The organism is Paenibacillus kribbensis, assembly GCF_001705305.1.
Lineage (GTDB): Bacteria > Bacillota > Bacilli > Paenibacillales > Paenibacillaceae > Paenibacillus > Paenibacillus kribbensis_B.
In genome coordinates this window covers 694,339-710,817 of sequence record NZ_MCBP01000001.1, presented here as the reverse complement: position 1 = coordinate 710,817, position 16,479 = coordinate 694,339, and the positions used below count along the sequence as shown (strand labels likewise).

Here is a 16,479-nt window from a genome sequence, read left to right as displayed (position 1 = left end):
TTATCCTCCTATACCGTATGTTCAAGGGAGGCGCCCATGCCCTGTAGCCCCGTCGTTTTGGATTGGGTTATTAAATATCGGGCATACTCGAGCGGGCGGTTGATCGCCCGGAAAGCGCACTTTGGCTGGCGGATCTGAAAAAAGGAAGCCCGACCAGGCCGGGAATTCACCTCCAATAGCCAGATGTTCCCGTCCCGATCAATACCATAATCAATTCCCAGCTCACCAAGGCGACCATATCGTTCCTCCAGCGCCCCGGTAATGGTCAGGGACAGCTTCATCATCTGTCCGATGATGAGAGGCGTGCTGTCCGCGCCAAATTGTTCACGAAGGTAAGGCTCTGTCGGATGCGCTTCGCCTCCGCCGTGCAGATTGGAGGTCAGCGTTCCTTTCCTGCCTTCTCTCACGGCAAAGCCCGTCAGGCACCAACAGCCGTGGCCATCCTTTTGCATAAGTGCGCGGACATCAAAGGGACGCCCGCTTTGACTCGTTAATTTCAAATAAGGCTGCACGATGTAGGCACGTTTGTCTGTAATTCCGTTGATCCATGACAAGCCTGCATCCAGATTGGAAAACAAACGCCGGAACGTGCGATTTTGGGAGTCTCTGCCTTGTATGAGCAGTCCCCGGTCTCCTTCCGCTAGGCGGAGATACAGTGTACCCTTGCCGTGCGTTCCGGCCTGCGGCTTCATAAACAGCCCCGAATGGCGTCGCAGCCACTCCATAAGCTGGGCCGTGTCCCGGTAAGGAGTCGTAGGCGGCACAAAGGGACGCACTTCATCTACCTTGTGCAGAGTGCGGTACACCTGCCATTTGCCAGGCAAGTTGCGCGACCAGTAGAGAAGCTTGCGCGATTTCTGCACCGCTATTTCTTCCAGTATGTGTCCGACATTCTGGCTCTCATGGACATGGAGACAGCGGTTATACACAATATCCGGCAGGGGAAAGCGACCGGATGTCCACACTCCGTCATGATAAGCATAACCTCGTATGGAATGCTTTTCAGGTGAAACTCCTTCGGCGGTAAACGCCATTACGCTGAGACCAGAACGCCTGCCCAACAAACTTAGCCTACGGCAAAAATCGGCCTCGGTAATGGGTGGGATGGCGGCCTGATTCCGGCTAACGAGCACGCCCAGCGTGCCTGGCACGACAAGAGACACCGATAACAGCTCCTTTGGCAGCCGGACCCTGAAAGAGAGGGATTCATTTGAAACCGGCTGAATAACAGCAGTAATCAATCATTTTTTTCACGGATGGACGGGTTTTCTGATCATTTAATGGTGTATTGTCATTTTTCGACGGCTTAGAGTTGACTTCCAGCAGCCAGATGCGCCCCGTGCTGTCAATGGCCAGATCAATGCCAAGTTCCGCGAAATGGGCGGGAATGGCCTTCTCAACTCCGCTTGCGATATTCAGTGCTGCTGTCTTGAGAGAGAGGAGGCCGTTTGATTTGATGGTCGCGGGCAGTGTCGTTTTAGCCAGCGCTTCTTTGACCGTGCTCAGCGTACCGCCTCGCGCCAGATTGGACACAAAGTGGCTCCCTCCGGCAATCCGGGCGACAATGGATGTCACCGTCCAGGCCCCGGTTGCATTCTTCTGCACAAGCGCACGAAAGTCGACCGGGCGCTTACCGTGATCAATCAGGGTGAGTCCCTGCTGGAGCTGAAAGCGTGTTGTTTTCATTTTCCCCGCCAAGCTTTTGTACAGCTTGTCGACATTGGCATACGTTTTCTTTTGGGGTGCCCCCGCTGTCGTGGACAGCACGGAAAAGGTACTGTCCGTTTGCTTGTTAATGCGCATGATGCCTTTGCCCAGGCTCCCGCGAACCGGCTTAAGAAAAACAGCGGGATACTGGTTGCACATTTTTTTGAATACGTCAAAGGTTTGCAGCAAGTGGGATTCGGGTAAATACTTGCGCAGGGAAGAATTAGATTTAAGCGCATCAAACACTTCATTCTTATCCAAGAACTTTTCATTGAAAATGGCCGTACCGTACTGCGATTTTACTTCTTTCATGAAATGCTGTACGCTAGTTCTGTTCTCGAGTTTACGGGAGGTAAGCCGGTTATTGACGACATCGCCAGCGGGCATGACAGCCTTTTTCCAGCTTCCGTCGTACACCCATCCCTGAACCCGACCGGGCTGGCTTCCGATATGCTCCGGGGTAAAAAAATACACATATGCTCCTTGTCTACGACATTCCCCGACCAGTTCATGGCAGAACAGGGTGATCGACCCGAAAGGCTTATCAGGCTGTTCGGGATAGTCCCGGCTGACCAGCACGCTAATAAGCGGGCCCACTCGAAGTGTCCGGCGGCCTCGGCTGTAGGTTACTCGCAGCTTGCAATTGGCATGAATCCCCATTTTACGGGCCAACACGCTTCCTACACGTAGGCCGCTGTAGCGGGGTACCGAAATGACGGTAACCTCTTGGCGGAACGAACCGAAGGCGAGCTGAACGGGGTGGCCTGCGGATATTTTCCATTTGCGAAGCAAGGACTCGCCGACCATGAGTACGTCATCCTGCAAGATGCCCGATCCGATGATTTGAATCGTTGTTTTTTTGATGGACATCGTGGATCTCCTTCCGGGCAGCAACTTGATGTCTTGAAAGTAACGGGAAACGTAAATGGGCTGTAATAGCACTGATTCATCATATGAGGACATATATTCCTTGGTGATTGACGGACAATGTGAAATGTTAACACTATACTTGTATTGGAGGAATGAACAATCATGAATATCTATGACAAAGCCCATGATTTAGCAAAAGCATTGAAGGAAAGCAAAGAGGTAGAGGAAATTACGGCAGCGATGAAGCTGATTGAAACCGACCCGGAAGCCAAGCAAATGCTCAACGATTTCCGTCAGCGCCAAATGGAAGTTCAGCAGCGGATGATGAGCGGCGATATGCCGGCACAGGAAGAGATGGAAAAGATGGAAAAGCTGTTCGAGGTCCTTAGTCTGAACCTCAACATCCGTCGTCTGTTCGACGCCGAACGCCGCTTGAGCGTGATCATTGAGGATGTCAACAAAATTATTTCAGACAGCCTTCAGCATTTGTACGGATCGTCTATGTAAGTTTGTCTCATATTCCTTCCTGTCCTCTCATAGACTAGATACATAGAGTCACAGGGAGAGGAAGGGATACGATTGGGTTCTCTAAAAAAATGGAAACACGGTTTGTACACACTGATTGCGCTGGCTATGGTGTTTGTGGCGTTGCCGCGCATCTCGCTTGCAGGCGGTTTGAACTGGGTCAACGGCTTTGGTATCGTATGGGTACTTTTTGCGTTGCTTGTCATCGGCGCGAACCTGCATTTTTTGCTGGGTGTAGATGAGGAAAAGCGCAAAACGCTGGAGCGTGTACGACGGGCCAAAATGCAGCAGTGGAAGATGAAGTGGGATGATAAAGCGGACAAAGGCAGCATGCTGTGAATTTTCCAAGCACGGTTAAGAAGCGGTTCCCTTGTAAAAAGGGGAATCGCTTTTTGCTATTTTACAGGTAGCGATATCGAAATGAACAAAGGTCTAATATACAAGGATTTTGTGCTATAATAGATACAGAATGATACAGATTGAACGTTGGGGGTGTAACAGAGTTGGACGGTCTAGACGAAGCAGTTACGAAGCATGAGCAGTTATTGCGGCATATCGAGCAGTTGAAAATAGGCTCCAAAATTTCTGTACGCAGGCTGGCCAAAGAGATGAGCGTCAGTGAAGGGACTGCTTATCGGGCTGTAAAGGAAGCAGAAAACCTGGGAATTGTCATTACCAAGGAACGAATCGGAACGGTACGGGTGGAAAAGCGTCCACGCGGTTTGTCCGAGCAGCTGACCTTTGCAGATGTCGTGAATATCGTGGAAGGACATGTGCTGGGCGGAAGCGAGGGGCTGGAGAAGCCTTTGCACAAATATGTCATCGGGGCGATGCGCGAAGAGGCCATGGCCCGTTATATTGATGCAGGCAGCTTGCTGATCGTAGGTAACCGGGAGGACGCGCATTCTCTTGCACTGGAGCAGGGAGCAGGCGTGCTGATTACAGGGGGCTTTGGTACGAGCCGGGAGGTCAAGCAGCTCGCCGACCAGATCAGTCTGCCGATTATTTCCTCGCGCCACGATACCTTTACCGTGGCTTCCATGATTAATAGAGCCATATTCGACCGCTTGATCAAAAAGAAAATTATGCTGATTGAAGACATAGCGGCAGGCAAACCGAAGGCGCTGACGTTAAAAATCAACAGTACGCTCACTGAATTTGATGAGCTTTCGAAGGCAACCGGGCATCATCATTTTGCCATCGTGGATGAATGGAATCGTTTAATAGGCATCGTCAGCCGCAAAGATGTGGAGGGGCTCCAGCCCGAGCATACGATGGACAAATGTCTGATCCGTAATCCGGTAACGGTCACCTATCAGACTTCGCTGGCCTCAGCCGCGCAGATGATGGCGTGGGAAGGTGTGGATTACTTACCCGTTGTGGACCGCAACCGCAAGCTGTTAGGGTCTGTTACACGACGTGAGGTGCTGGAGGCACTGCGCAATGCCCAAAAGCAGCCACAGCTTGGCGAGACGTTCGATCAATTGATTTGGAACGGGTTTGCCGAGGAGCGCAATGAGGATGGATCGTTATTTTTTCGCGGTTTTATCATTCCGCAGATGGCGACCAATTTGGGTACGATCTCGGAAGGCGTGCTGGTTAACGTCATGACACAAGCGGGTTATCGAGTGGCCAGAGACATGAGCGGCAAGGATTATGTGCTTGACAATTTGATGACTTATTTTATCCGACCCGTACAGATTGAGGATGCAGTCGTCCTGCGTCCGTTGCTGCTTGAGATGAGCCGCCGTATCTGCAAGCTGGAAATTGCAATATCACGGGAAAATCATTTGGTATGCAAAGCGGTAATGACGCTTCAATCCATTGAACACGGATAAACGCCAATGGATTGGAGCGGGGGCAAGGCGGAAAAGAACGGCTTAGTGACTTTCAGGGAGTCTTTCCTTCGCCTCCAGCCAAATTTGCAGCACACCTTCCATTACAAGCATCGTTTTGACCTGGATCGTATATTCCTTGTCACGAACGGTGTATTTTTTTTGATGCAGGAGCATGCGTACCAGCTTGCTGTCGGAGTCGATCTCGAACATATCTCTGCCGCGCAGCACCTCCAAATCTCGAATGACGCGGCGAAGAAGCTCTTTCAGGTTAATAGAGTCAATTTTTTCAGCCGAGGTTTCCTCTGCTATTAGCTTGATCTCTTTGATCACGGATTGGCGCTTGCTGTATTTGTGCAGTGTTTTGTTGTCCTCCTCAGCTTGCTGGAGCTGGAATTGGAGATCCTGATTGTTTTTCCACAGCTCATTGAAGCTGGCGTGCCAGATGGCATTGTAGACTATCCCCCCGGCAATCATACCGATTACAAAAACCGAGGATAGTTGCATAAAAGGACGCAGACGCTCGAAGGGAGGTACTCTCATGATCTTTCCACCTCACGGACGTCCGTTTCCGCACACCCATTTGACCAGCTCTGTACCCATATGAGCGCCCAAAAAGGCGAAAATCAAATACAGAATTTGCTTAATGGCTGGTGATAGATTGCCATCTATCATATTGCTCTCAATGACCCGGATTGGGTCCATCGTCCCTCCTACAGCAGCGGCAAGCGCCCATATTTTTATTCTTCCGGCAACCTCCAGCATCGTCTGGGTAGGCGGCTGAAGAGCTATCACCGCTCCCATCCCGCCGAGCATGGCTCCCCCGAGCACGATGCCGAAGGCGATGAAGAAATCGAGTATCGCTTTGGATATAAAAGTGCTCATGCTCTTTTCCTCCTTGAGTGTATACATCAGACCCGCGCTTGTCCGCCCGGGGTCTGTACTTTTATTGTATGGGCGCTACTAACGCGGATATGATAAAATAGTTTGAAGAAAAACAAGCGGTGAAAGGAAGAGAAGCGCATGAGTTCATTTGTGCATTTGCATGTTCACAGTGAGTACAGTCTACTGGACGGCGCGGCTCGTACCGCGGAGTTGGTCAAACAGGCTTCAGCTTATGGGATGAAGGCGCTTGCCCTTACAGATCATGGGGTCATGTACGGCGCTATTCCCTTTTATAGAGCGTGTGTGGAAAACGGCATTAAGCCGATTATCGGGTGTGAGGCCTACATAACGGCAGGGTCGCGCAAGGAACGCGGCAGCCGAAAGGACCAGCCCATATATCATTTAATTTTGCTCGCCAAAAATAAAACAGGCTATCAAAATCTGATGAAGCTGTGCTCCATCGGCCATTTGGAAGGCTTTCACTACAAGCCGCGCATCGACATGGAAGCATTGGCTGCACATCATGAAGGCATCATATGCCTGAGCGCGTGCTTGGGCGGTGAAGTACCGCAGCATTTGCTGCATGGCCGGGAAGCCGAGGCCAGGCGGGCGGCGGAACGTTACCGGAGCATCTTCGGTGATGATTTTTATCTGGAGCTTCAGGATCACGGTCTGTCGGAGCAAAAGCGTGTAAATCCTCTTTTGATTGCGCTGGCAAAGGAATTGGGTATTCCACTGGTGGCGACGAATGATGTGCATTATCTGACCGAGCCGGATGCGGATGTTCAAGACGTTCTGATCTGTATCGGGACAGGCAAGACGGTTGACGACGAGGAACGCTTGCGTATACCCACACGTCAGCTGTATCTGAAAAGCCAGGAGGATATGGCCCGTTTGTTTCCGCATGTGGCCGAAGCCATCGCCAATACGGTACGTATTGCTGAACAATGCGAGCTGGAGCTGGAATTCGGTCAATCCATTTTGCCTGAATATCGCCCGCTGCCGGAAGGCATGAATTCCTCTTCCTATTTGCGCAGTCTGTGTGAGCAAGGACTGGAGCGTCGCTACGGAGGCGATCCCGCATGGGAGCAGCCGGAGGAACGGGAAAGGCTGGATCAACGGCTAAACTATGAATTAAATACGATTGACAGCATGGGCTTCAGCGATTATTTCCTGATCGTATGGGATTTTATTGCTTTTGCTCATCAGCAGAAGATTGCAACGGGACCTGGGCGGGGCTCCTCAGCCGGCAGCTTGGTTGCTTATGTGCTTAATATCACGAATGTTGATCCGATGAAATATAACCTGCTCTTTGAACGGTTTCTGAACCCCGAGCGGATCAGCATGCCGGATATAGATATTGATTTTAGTGATGAACGGCGTGACGAGGTTATCGACTATGTAGTACAAAAGTACGGAAATGAGCATGTAGCGCAAATTATTACCTTTGGAACGCTGGCTGCAAGGGCCGCGGTCCGTGACGTCGGGCGTGTGCTGAACGTACCGTATGGAGAGGTGGACAAGGCAGCCAAGCTGATTCCGGCACAGCTCGGAATTAATATCCGTCATGCGCTGGAAATTACCCCGGAGCTGAAGGCGCTATATGAAACGAAGCCCAAGACTCGTGAGCTGCTGGATATGGCGATCAAAGTAGAAGGAATGCCTCGTCATGCTTCGACCCATGCGGCAGGTGTCGTCATTTCGCGGACTCCATTGACCGATGCGGTTCCGCTTCAGGAGGGGAGCGAAGGGGTTCCTTTGACGCAATACTCGATGGAAAATCTGGAGCGAATCGGTTTGCTCAAAATGGATTTCCTCGGATTGCGTACGCTCTCGATTATTGAAAGATGTATGCGCTGGATTGCGGAAGAGCATGGAGGAACGCTTGATTTTAGCCAAATCCCTGATCATGATCCTCATACCTATGATTTGCTGGGCAGAGGGGACACAGGTGGTGTATTCCAACTGGAGTCGGCGGGGATACGCCGGGTACTCAAGGATTTGAAGCCGAGTGTCTTCGAGGATATTATTTCTGTACTGGCTTTGTATCGACCGGGCCCAATGGGCTTTATTCCTAACTTTATTCAGGCCAAGCATGGACAGATTGAGATTACTTATCCGCATCCTGACCTTGAACCGATCTTGAAGGATACGTACGGCATTATTGTGTATCAGGAGCAAATCATGCAGATTGCTTCGCGCATGGCGGGCTTTTCCCTGGGAGAAGCCGATCTGCTGCGCCGCGCCGTGTCCAAGAAAAAGCGCGAAGTGCTGGATTTGGAGCGCGGTCATTTTGTGAAAGGCAGTATCAGGCAGGGTTACACAGATGAGGAAGCCGGAAGGGTATATGATATGATTGTCCGTTTTGCTGACTACGGCTTCCCGCGTGCCCATGCGGCTGCTTATGGGGTGCTGGCATTCCAGACGGCTTATCTCAAGGCCCATTATCCGGTGCAATTCATGGCTTCCATGCTGACAGCCGTGGTAGGTAGCCACCGGAAAGTGGCGGAATATGTCGTTGAATGCCGCCGTATGAATATAGCGGTGCTGCCGCCTGATGTGAACGAAAGCGGGGTGCTGTTCACCCCCTTGCCGCAGGGCGACATCCGTTTCGGACTGGCCGCCATTAAAAATGTCGGCACACAGGCGATGGAAAGCATTCTCGCTGTTCGCAAGGAACGGCCATTTGACAGCCTGCTCGATTTTTGCCGACGTGTGGATCTGCGGGTGTGCAATAAGAGGGTCATTGAATCGCTCATTCAGGCAGGGACGTTTGACTCGCTGACAGGTCACCGGGCGCAGCTGCTTGCCATGCTGGATGAAACGGTAGATGCAGCCGTCAAATGGCGCAAGGAACGCGACGACCTGCAAATTGATATGTTTGGTTTTGTGGAAATGCCCAATTGGGATATTGAATATCCTGATGTACCGAGGTTCAGCGCCGGCCAGCAGCTGGAGCTGGAACGTGAACTGCTGGGCCTGTATTTGTCGGGGCATCCACTGGATGATTTTGAGCCATTGCTGGAAAGCAGCCATGCGGATCGTCTGATGGAGCTGGGCGATGTACCAGATGAAACGGTTGTTGTGACCGCGGGCATGGTTGTGTCGCTCAAGACGATTACGACCAAGCAGGGCAAGGCCATGGCCTTCATTGAATTGGAGGATCAGATTGAGCGCTGCGAGGTTGTGTTGTTCCCTGAGGTGTGGAAGCGAAGCCAGCAGTGGATTGAAAAGGGAGCGCTGCTGGCGCTGCGTGCCAAAATGCAGCAGCAGGACGAGCACTTTAAGCTCCTCGCAGATGAGACCGCACCGCTAGCGGAGGATTCGCTGGCACGGCTTCTTCAGCGTCGACGTGTCGGGACGCGTCCATCCGCCGTAGCCGGAGCATCCGTGCCAGCGGCTGGCTCTTCTGCTGGCTTCCCCGGCGGGGGAGCGCAGCGCGTGCCGTCGACAGCCGCAACGCCTGCTCCGTCGCAGCCCAAGCCGATTCCCCCCGCCACGGGTGCTTCATCGCGCTCAGCCGCCGAAGCGGCTCAAGGCGGGGAAGCCCCGGTTTCGCGCAGCCCGGAGCGAGCGACTCGTCAGCGGGTGTTTGTCAAAATCACCCGCCAGGCCGAGGAGGACGCCAGCTTGCTGGTCAGCCTCAAGGCGCTGCTGCAGGAGCATCCCGGTGCGTTGCCTACCGTACTGTTTTATGAGAGCAGCCAGCGTTTGCTGGCCTTGAGCGATGCTTACAGCATCAAGCCTTCGCCCCAGCTTTTTGATCGAATGGAGTCTATGCTGGGTGAAGGCACGGTGAAAGTCAAATGATGGACATGCTTTAATGAACAATTTCCATCCCTCTCGCATACACTTGGAAAACTGGCGGGACAGCAGCTTCAATACTTATCCTGCACACATGAGTCCTGCACACATGAGGTCCCGCACGGTGGAAGAACAGAACTGTACGGTGAAGGCGGGAGGGAAATTATGTCCTATGAATATGCTGAAACTCTGTTAAATCGCAGAGGCATTCGTATCGAGTCCATTGCGGACATTGTTTTTCAGCTGCAGCAAAAATATTATCCTCATTTGACGATGGAAGAATGTGTAGACAGTGTCAAAGCGGTATTGCAAAAGCGCGAGGTGCAATATACGTTGTTCACAGGCATTGCGATTGATGAGCTGGCCGAAAAAAGACTTCTCCCTGAGCCGCTGCAAGCCATTATGGAGGCAGACGAACCGTTGTATGGGGTGGACGAGACACTGGCTCTTGGAATTACGAGCGTGTATGGCATGATCGGCTTAACCAGCTTTGGATATCTGGATAAGGAAAAGACCGGAATTATTGAACAGTTGAACCAAAAAGGTAGCGGTATTCACGTATTCTTGGACGATCTCGTCGCTGGTTTAGCCGCTGCTGCTTCTTCGCGTATCGCCCATCGGAGCCTTCTAGCCAAGCATTATCCTGCGTCGTTGGACGCTTGATTCGCCTGTGTGAGCAGAATGGATAAACTTCTAGGCCCTCCGAAGGATTCTGAACCAGCAGGAGGGCTTTTGTTGCGGGAAAAAAGTAAGGTATGTTATCATGAGTCTATTATATGGGCTCAAAACTTGAGGCTTAGGGGGTAGAAACAAGGCATGTGGACGGTGATTTATATTGCACCGACGGCCAGACTGGCTGACATGATTAAGCTCAAACTGTCTGAAGAAGGTTTTATGGTGCAGACCCGGGCCATTAGCGCGTCCAAGCAACAGTTTGAGATACTTGTGCCTTCGGGTGAAGTCGAAGAAATACAGGAAGTGCTTAATTCGATTTTGCGCCCTTGAGTCCGGAACGGCGGAAGTGTTGATACAGCAGCATGAATGGAACAAAGGATGCACGATCGGCGGTAATGTTTTGCAGACAAGCGTTGACGTGTGTATGAACATAATGCTTAGAGGTGCCGCTACAGACGGCAGAGGACCTTGTATCGGTTACGGCTGACAAATAAACGGCTGGAGAGGTGTAGTTGTGTTTAAAGATTTATTCCAAAAGAAGCGTAAATACGCGACGATCCCTTCGGAACGGGCGCTGAGCGGCGATCAAGCGGACATGCCGGATCGTCCCAAACGGGAAATTCCCGAAGGTCTTATGACCAAATGCGGCAAGTGCGGAAGCATTCAATACAGCAAAGAGCTGGAAAAGAATTTAAAAGTGTGTCCGGTGTGCGGATACCATATGCGCCTCAATGCGATGGAGCGTATTCGCATGGTGCTCGACGAAGACACGTTTACGGAATATGATGCTGATATGATTTCAGTTGATCCGCTGGACTTTCCGGGATATGCGAGTAAGCTGGAGCAACAGACGCTGAAATCCGGCTTGCGAGAGGCTGTCGTTACGGGCGACGGCCTTATTCATGGGCTTCCTGTTGTCGTAGCGGTGATGAGCTTTGACTTTTTTACAGGCAGCATGGGCTCGGTCGTGGGAGAGAAAATTACCCGCGCCATTGAGCAGGCGATTGACAAGCGTTTGCCGCTTATTATCTTCTCCACATCCGGTGGAGCACGCATGCAGGAAAGTATTCTGAGTCTGATGCAGATGGCCAAAACAAGTGCTGCTCTCGCTCGTCTGGACGAGCAGGGTTTGCTTTATATTTCCGTTATCACTGATCCGACTACAGGTGGAGTTTCCGCCAGCTTTGCTACGCTTGGAGATATTAATATTGCAGAGCCGGGTGCTGTATTTGGTTTTGCAGGCCGTATCGTAATCGAGCAGACCATCAGACAGAAGCTGCCGGATGATTTTCAAACTTCCGAGTTTAATTTGCAGCACGGACAATTGGATATGGTAGTACACCGCAAGGAATTGCGTGATACCCTTGGGCAACTGCTTGATTTACACAGTGTGAAAGGGGGGGAATAGATGGCTGGCGAATTGCCTTATGAAAAGCCCCTGGTCGAGATGCGACAGAAGATCGAAGAACTCAAGCAATTCGGACAGGATAAGCAAATTGATTTTACCGACGAAATTAACCGCCTGGAAGAACGTTATCTCCAGATGGAAGAAGAAATATATACGAACATTACAGCACCGCAAAAGATGCATTTGGCCCGTCATCATCAAAGGCCAACGTCTCTTGATTTGATCGAACAAGTGTTTACGGATTTTATTGAATTGCATGGCGACCGCTTGTTTGGAGACGATCTGGCGGTCGTGGGTGGAATTGCCAAGCTGAACGGTATTCCGGTGACCGTTATTGGTCAGCAGCGCGGTAAGGATACGAAAGATAACATTGCGCGTTTTTTTGGTAGTGCGCACCCGGAAGGATTCCGGAAAGGCCTGCGTTTGATGCAGCAGGCTGAAAAATTCAAACGCCCTATCATTACATTTATTGATACGAAGGGCGCTTATCCGGGTAATACGGCAGAGGAGAGAGGTCAATCGGAAGCAATCGCCCGCAATTTGCGAGAGATGGCAAAGCTTTCGGTGCCTGTTATTTGTGTGGTCATCGGCGAGGGTGGAAGCGGCGGTGCGCTTGCGTTTGCCGTCGGCAACCGGGTGTTGATGCTGGAGCATGCCATCTATTCGGCTATTTCTCCAAACGGGGCAGCCTCGATTTTATGGAAGGATGCTTCCAAGGCGGATCAGGCGGCTGAAGCTATGAAGATTACGGCAAATGATCTTCTGCGCCTGGAGGTTATCGAGGACATTGTGCCAGAGCCGAGAGGGGGCGCGCATCACGACTATGAAATGACTGCTGCTGCAATCAAGGAGCTGCTGAAACGCCATTTGGCCGAACTGATGGATATGAGCTGCGATGAATTGAGGGAAGATCGTTATCAAAAATTCCGGAAAATAGGTCAATATACCTTTTTGAAGCCTTCGGAAACGGAGCATATGTTGTAATACACTGGTAACGGGTAACAATAAATATGACGAACTTCCTATACAAATAGGAAAAAGTGTAGTAGATTTAATTGTTGGAAAAAGATATAAAGTAACACCTTTGAAAACGGAGGAAAAACCCAAATGCGCAAAACTAAGATTGTATGTACTATCGGTCCTTCCAGTGAGTCGTTGGAAAATGTGAAGAAATTGATTTTGGCTGGTATGAACGTAGCCCGCCTGAATTTCTCTCACGGTGATTTCGAGGAGCATGGCAACCGGATCAAAAATATCCGTCAAGCTTGCAAGGAGCTTAACAAAAACGTTGCTATTTTGCTCGATACGAAGGGGCCGGAAATCCGGACAGGAAAGCTCGAGGTTGAACCTATTGAGCTTGTTCAGGACGAGTTCATTACGCTGACAACGGAAGAAGTTCTTGGTACGAAAGACCGTATCTCCATTACGTACAAGGACCTTCCCTCGGACGTGGAGCCCGGCTCCACCATTCTGATCGACGACGGTCTGATCGGACTCACCGTTATTGAAGTATCAGGCACTGAAATCAAATGCCGCATTGTCAATGGCGGAACGATCAAAAGCAAGAAGGGCGTTAACGTTCCAGGCGTAGCCATTTCCCTGCCTGGTATTACGGAGAAGGATGCTAACGACATTATTTTCGGTGTTGAGCAGGACATTGATTTCATCGCGGCTTCTTTTGTTCGTAAAGCAAGTGATGTACTGGAAATCCGTGAATTGCTGGCGAAGCACAACGCGGGTCACATTCAAATCATTTCCAAAATAGAAAATCAGCAAGGTGTGGACAACCTGGACGAAATTTTGGAAGCCTCTGACGGCCTGATGGTTGCCCGTGGTGACCTAGGTGTGGAAATCCCTGCTGAAGAAGTACCTTTGGCGCAAAAACTGATGATTAACAAATGTAATGTAGCCGGCAAGCCTGTTATTACGGCAACACAAATGCTGGATTCCATGCAACGTAACCCGCGTCCGACTCGTGCGGAAGCAAGTGACGTAGCCAATGCTATTTTTGACGGAACAGACGCAATTATGCTGTCCGGCGAAACAGCTGCGGGTAAATATCCGGTAGAATCCGTACTGACGATGTCACGTATTGCAGAAAAAGCAGAGTCCTCTCTGAACTACCGTGATTTGTTCAAGAAACAAAGAACGGCACAAGAAATCAGTATTACGGAGGCAATCAGCCAATCCGTTTCCATTTCTGCGCTTGACCTGCATGCCAAAGCAATCCTGACGTCCACACAAAGCGGAACAACGGCTCGCATGATTTCTAAATATCGCCCAGAAGCTCCGATTGTCGCTGTGACAACACAGGAAAGAACGGTTCGCCGTCTGGCTCTGATCTGGGGTGTACATGCAGTACAAGGAAGACCGATTGTTGACACAACAGACAGTCTGTTTGACAATGCGCTGGAAGGCGGTCGCAATTCCGGTCTCGTTAAAGAGGGCGATTTGGTTGTGATCACCGCTGGCGTACCGCTTGGCGATTCCGGTTCTACCAACCTGATCAAAATTAGCTGTGTTCCTGCACAAGCATAATTTTATCCTTTTCGGAATATCAAACAGGCTGTATCGTTTGGATACAGCAAGCAGAGCATTCAGGTCATTGCGACTTGGATGCTCTTTTTGATGTTCTCTAGTTTCTAATTTTCTGTGCTTCTTGCCGCATGAATTCGAGAAACGCCTGTTGGATCATGCTCTGGTGTGTATCACGTTGATACACGATATTTATATGGTAGCAATCACTTTCTTCATCAGTCTCAGTAACCTCAGTATAAGGAAGCCATTCCACCGTAGGAACGCTGCTAATGTCGCTATGAACTCCGCAGGCAGGGAAAAAGGCTAGCGCTTCTCCGCCGCCTACTATTTGCTTTACCGCCTCCCATGAGTTGGTCTCCATAGAGGGCTTAAGCAGAGAGGAATACAAATCGATAGCAGATGCCCCGCTATATCTCACCCATGCATGTTTGTCCAATATATCAGATCTGTCAACATCTGCTGATTTGGAAGTATGCACATTTTTGTTTCTAATAATTCCAATTCGATCCGAAGCCACCACTTCTGCCACCGTATGCTCCGGTAGAGGACCTTTATCGTCTAGAAAAACAAAATCAAGTTCTCCCTGCTCTAGCAGCAGTCTGATTATATCCGGGGGCTGAATCTCCAGTCGAATTCGGCACTCTGGGTATTGTTGAGCAAACTTGGCAAGGACAGAGGGCAGGAGGTATGTGCCTGATATCGACTCTGCGCCCAGACGTAATTGAGACTGCGATTCCTCTGTGAGTTCATCTACAGCTTGTCTTGCTTCTTGCTCAAGGGAGATGATCTGCTTTGCGTAAGGCAGCATTCTTTTTCCGGCTTCAGTTAGCATAATTCTACCTTGTTGAAGAGAGAATAGGGAAACACCCATTTCTTTCTCCAGGCTCTTCATATGAAAGCTAACGGTAGGCTGCTTGACTTGCAAAGCTTCAGCTACATCCGTCGCCTTGTGGAATTTATCGATCAGCATCAAAATACGTAATTTTAAAATATTCATGGAATCGAACAGATCTCCTTAAGTGTCTTAATGTGTAAAGTTTACACTATAGATTAATTATATACCCTAAAATAATATATCTATCAATATTTTATATTTGTTTTACAAAACCACGCCGTTCATCTAACATTCCAGGCCTACAATGTAAAAGTGTTGATGGTCATAAATAAAAAACCGTCACTTAACTAAGGGGAGGACAATAAAAAATGTTGAAAAAATGGCCGTTCATTCTGATGACTCTCACCATGGTATTTGCACTTGCAGCTTGCGGAGCAGGCAACAATGCTGCACCACAAGGAGACGCTGCTAAAGGAACAGAAGATAAAGCAGCTGCTGAACTGACAGGTAATATTCTGGCTGTTGGCTCCACGGCACTTCAACCATTGGTAGAGCAAGCAGGACAAAAATTTATGGCTGTCGATAAATATAAAGGTATTGCAGTTCAGGTACAGGGCGGCGGCAGTGGTACTGGCTTGACTCAGGTTTCCGGCGGGCAAGCGGATATCGGTAACTCTGACGTGTTTGCAAAAGAAAAACTGGAGAGCGGCGCAGATGAGCTGGTCGATCACCAGGTAGCTGTTGTAGCGATGTCAGCAGTAGCGAACCCTAAGGTTGGCGTGACTGACCTGAAGAAAGATCAATTGGTACAAATTTTCACAGGTAAAATCACGAACTGGAAACAAGTTGGTGGTGCAGATCAAAAAATCGTTATTGTAAACCGTCCAAGCAGCTCCGGTACTCGTGCAACATTTGAAAAATACGCTTTGGGACAAAAAACGGAAGATCTGCCTGGCTCCATTCAAGAAGATTCCTCTGGTACAGTAAAAAAGCTGATTGCTGAAACACCGGGTGCTATTGGTTATCTGGCTCTGTCCTACATCGACAACACAGTAACAGCTCTGAAATATGACGGTGTTGAAGCCAATGTGGAAAATGTAGAGCAAGGTAAGTATCCGGTATGGGCTTACGAGCACATGTACACTAAAGGCGAGCCAAAAGAACATGTAAAAGCATTCCTGGACTACATCCTGTCTGATGAAATCCAGAAATCCGATGTTGTAGACCTGGGATACATTCCAGTATCAGGTATGCAAATCAAACGCGATGCTGACGGTAACATTACGAAATAAGGAGATATACACCTCCTGTTCGGATGAACGCAGCAAATGCGAAGTATATTCATGAAGAAGAGGCGGACTAACGTCCGGCCTCTATTCTTCGGTTAAAGGAGTTAC

General features: G+C 49.9%; 15 protein-coding genes. 10 read left to right on the top strand and 5 right to left on the bottom strand.

Annotated elements, in window-relative coordinates:
• Window positions 1-8: 8 nt before the first annotated feature.
• Together BAZ21_RS03250 and BAZ21_RS03245 are read right to left on the bottom strand one after the other, a co-directional pair.
• Window positions 9-1,163, bottom strand: coding sequence for a YheC/YheD family endospore coat-associated protein (locus tag BAZ21_RS03250; RefSeq protein ID WP_068496990.1), 1,155 nt, complete (start codon window positions 1,161-1,163; stop codon window positions 9-11).
• A gap of 43 nt (window positions 1,164-1,206) precedes the next feature.
• Window positions 1,207-2,577, bottom strand: coding sequence for a YheC/YheD family endospore coat-associated protein (locus BAZ21_RS03245; RefSeq protein ID WP_068496988.1), 1,371 nt, complete (start codon window positions 2,575-2,577; stop codon window positions 1,207-1,209).
• A gap of 162 nt (window positions 2,578-2,739) precedes the next feature.
• Here BAZ21_RS03245 and BAZ21_RS03240 point away from each other — a divergent pair, with 162 nt between their 5' ends.
• From BAZ21_RS03240 to BAZ21_RS03230, 3 genes are all read left to right on the top strand, one after another.
• Entirely contained in the window at window positions 2,740-3,084 is a 345-nt protein-coding gene (locus tag BAZ21_RS03240; RefSeq protein ID WP_068496986.1) for a YlbF family regulator, read from the top strand.
• Window positions 3,085-3,156: 72 nt separating this feature from the next.
• Complete coding sequence (locus tag BAZ21_RS03235; protein ID WP_068496984.1) at window positions 3,157-3,441, top strand: hypothetical protein; 285 nt, start codon at window positions 3,157-3,159, stop codon at window positions 3,439-3,441.
• A gap of 164 nt (window positions 3,442-3,605) precedes the next feature.
• A complete protein-coding gene (locus BAZ21_RS03230; protein ID WP_068496982.1) occupies window positions 3,606-4,940 on the top strand; it encodes a DRTGG domain-containing protein in 1,335 nt (444 codons plus the stop codon).
• 42 nt (window positions 4,941-4,982) lie between these two features.
• Here BAZ21_RS03230 and BAZ21_RS03225 read toward each other — a convergent pair whose 3' ends face one another.
• Window positions 4,983-5,480: a hypothetical protein gene (locus BAZ21_RS03225; protein WP_068496980.1), complete on the bottom strand. Its 498-nt coding sequence runs from the start codon at window positions 5,478-5,480 to the stop codon at window positions 4,983-4,985.
• A 12-nt stretch (window positions 5,481-5,492) separates the two neighbouring features.
• Window positions 5,493-5,822, bottom strand: a complete 330-nt coding sequence (locus BAZ21_RS03220) for a YtrH family sporulation protein (RefSeq protein ID WP_007429676.1) — start codon at window positions 5,820-5,822, stop codon at window positions 5,493-5,495.
• Between the two features lie 138 nt (window positions 5,823-5,960).
• On the opposite strand from BAZ21_RS03220, the gene BAZ21_RS03215 reads away from it, so the two are divergent.
• The 6 genes from BAZ21_RS03215 (at window position 5,961) to pyk (ending at window position 14,247) form a co-directional block, all read left to right on the top strand.
• On the top strand, window positions 5,961-9,632 hold the full coding sequence (locus tag BAZ21_RS03215; RefSeq protein WP_068496978.1) for a DNA polymerase III subunit alpha: 3,672 nt from the start codon (window positions 5,961-5,963) through the stop codon (window positions 9,630-9,632).
• A gap of 159 nt (window positions 9,633-9,791) precedes the next feature.
• Window positions 9,792-10,289 (top strand): phosphatidylglycerophosphatase A family protein, encoded by a 498-nt coding sequence (locus tag BAZ21_RS03210; protein WP_068496976.1) that lies wholly within the window; start codon window positions 9,792-9,794, stop codon window positions 10,287-10,289.
• A 153-nt stretch (window positions 10,290-10,442) separates the two neighbouring features.
• The gene (locus tag BAZ21_RS03205) at window positions 10,443-10,631 is read left to right on the top strand and encodes a hypothetical protein (RefSeq protein WP_007429680.1); all 189 of its coding nucleotides are present in this window, start codon (window positions 10,443-10,445) and stop codon (window positions 10,629-10,631) included.
• A 184-nt stretch (window positions 10,632-10,815) separates the two neighbouring features.
• Entirely contained in the window at window positions 10,816-11,709 is an 894-nt protein-coding gene (gene accD, locus BAZ21_RS03200; protein WP_068496974.1) for an acetyl-CoA carboxylase, carboxyltransferase subunit beta, read from the top strand.
• A complete protein-coding gene (locus BAZ21_RS03195; protein WP_068496971.1) occupies window positions 11,710-12,693 on the top strand; it encodes an acetyl-CoA carboxylase carboxyltransferase subunit alpha in 984 nt (327 codons plus the stop codon).
• Window positions 12,694-12,816: 123 nt separating this feature from the next.
• Window positions 12,817-14,247, top strand: coding sequence for a pyruvate kinase (gene pyk, locus BAZ21_RS03190; protein WP_068496969.1), 1,431 nt, complete (start codon window positions 12,817-12,819; stop codon window positions 14,245-14,247).
• A gap of 97 nt (window positions 14,248-14,344) precedes the next feature.
• Here the strand turns inward: pyk and BAZ21_RS03185 are convergent, their stop codons facing one another.
• A complete protein-coding gene (locus BAZ21_RS03185) occupies window positions 14,345-15,244 on the bottom strand; it encodes a LysR family transcriptional regulator (RefSeq protein WP_068496968.1) in 900 nt (299 codons plus the stop codon).
• A gap of 206 nt (window positions 15,245-15,450) precedes the next feature.
• Here BAZ21_RS03185 and BAZ21_RS03180 point away from each other — a divergent pair, with 206 nt between their 5' ends.
• Window positions 15,451-16,374 carry a phosphate ABC transporter substrate-binding protein gene (locus BAZ21_RS03180; RefSeq protein WP_068496966.1) on the top strand — a complete coding sequence of 308 codons (924 nt, stop codon included), beginning with the start codon at window positions 15,451-15,453 and terminating at the stop codon, window positions 16,372-16,374.
• Window positions 16,375-16,479 lie beyond the last annotated feature (105 nt).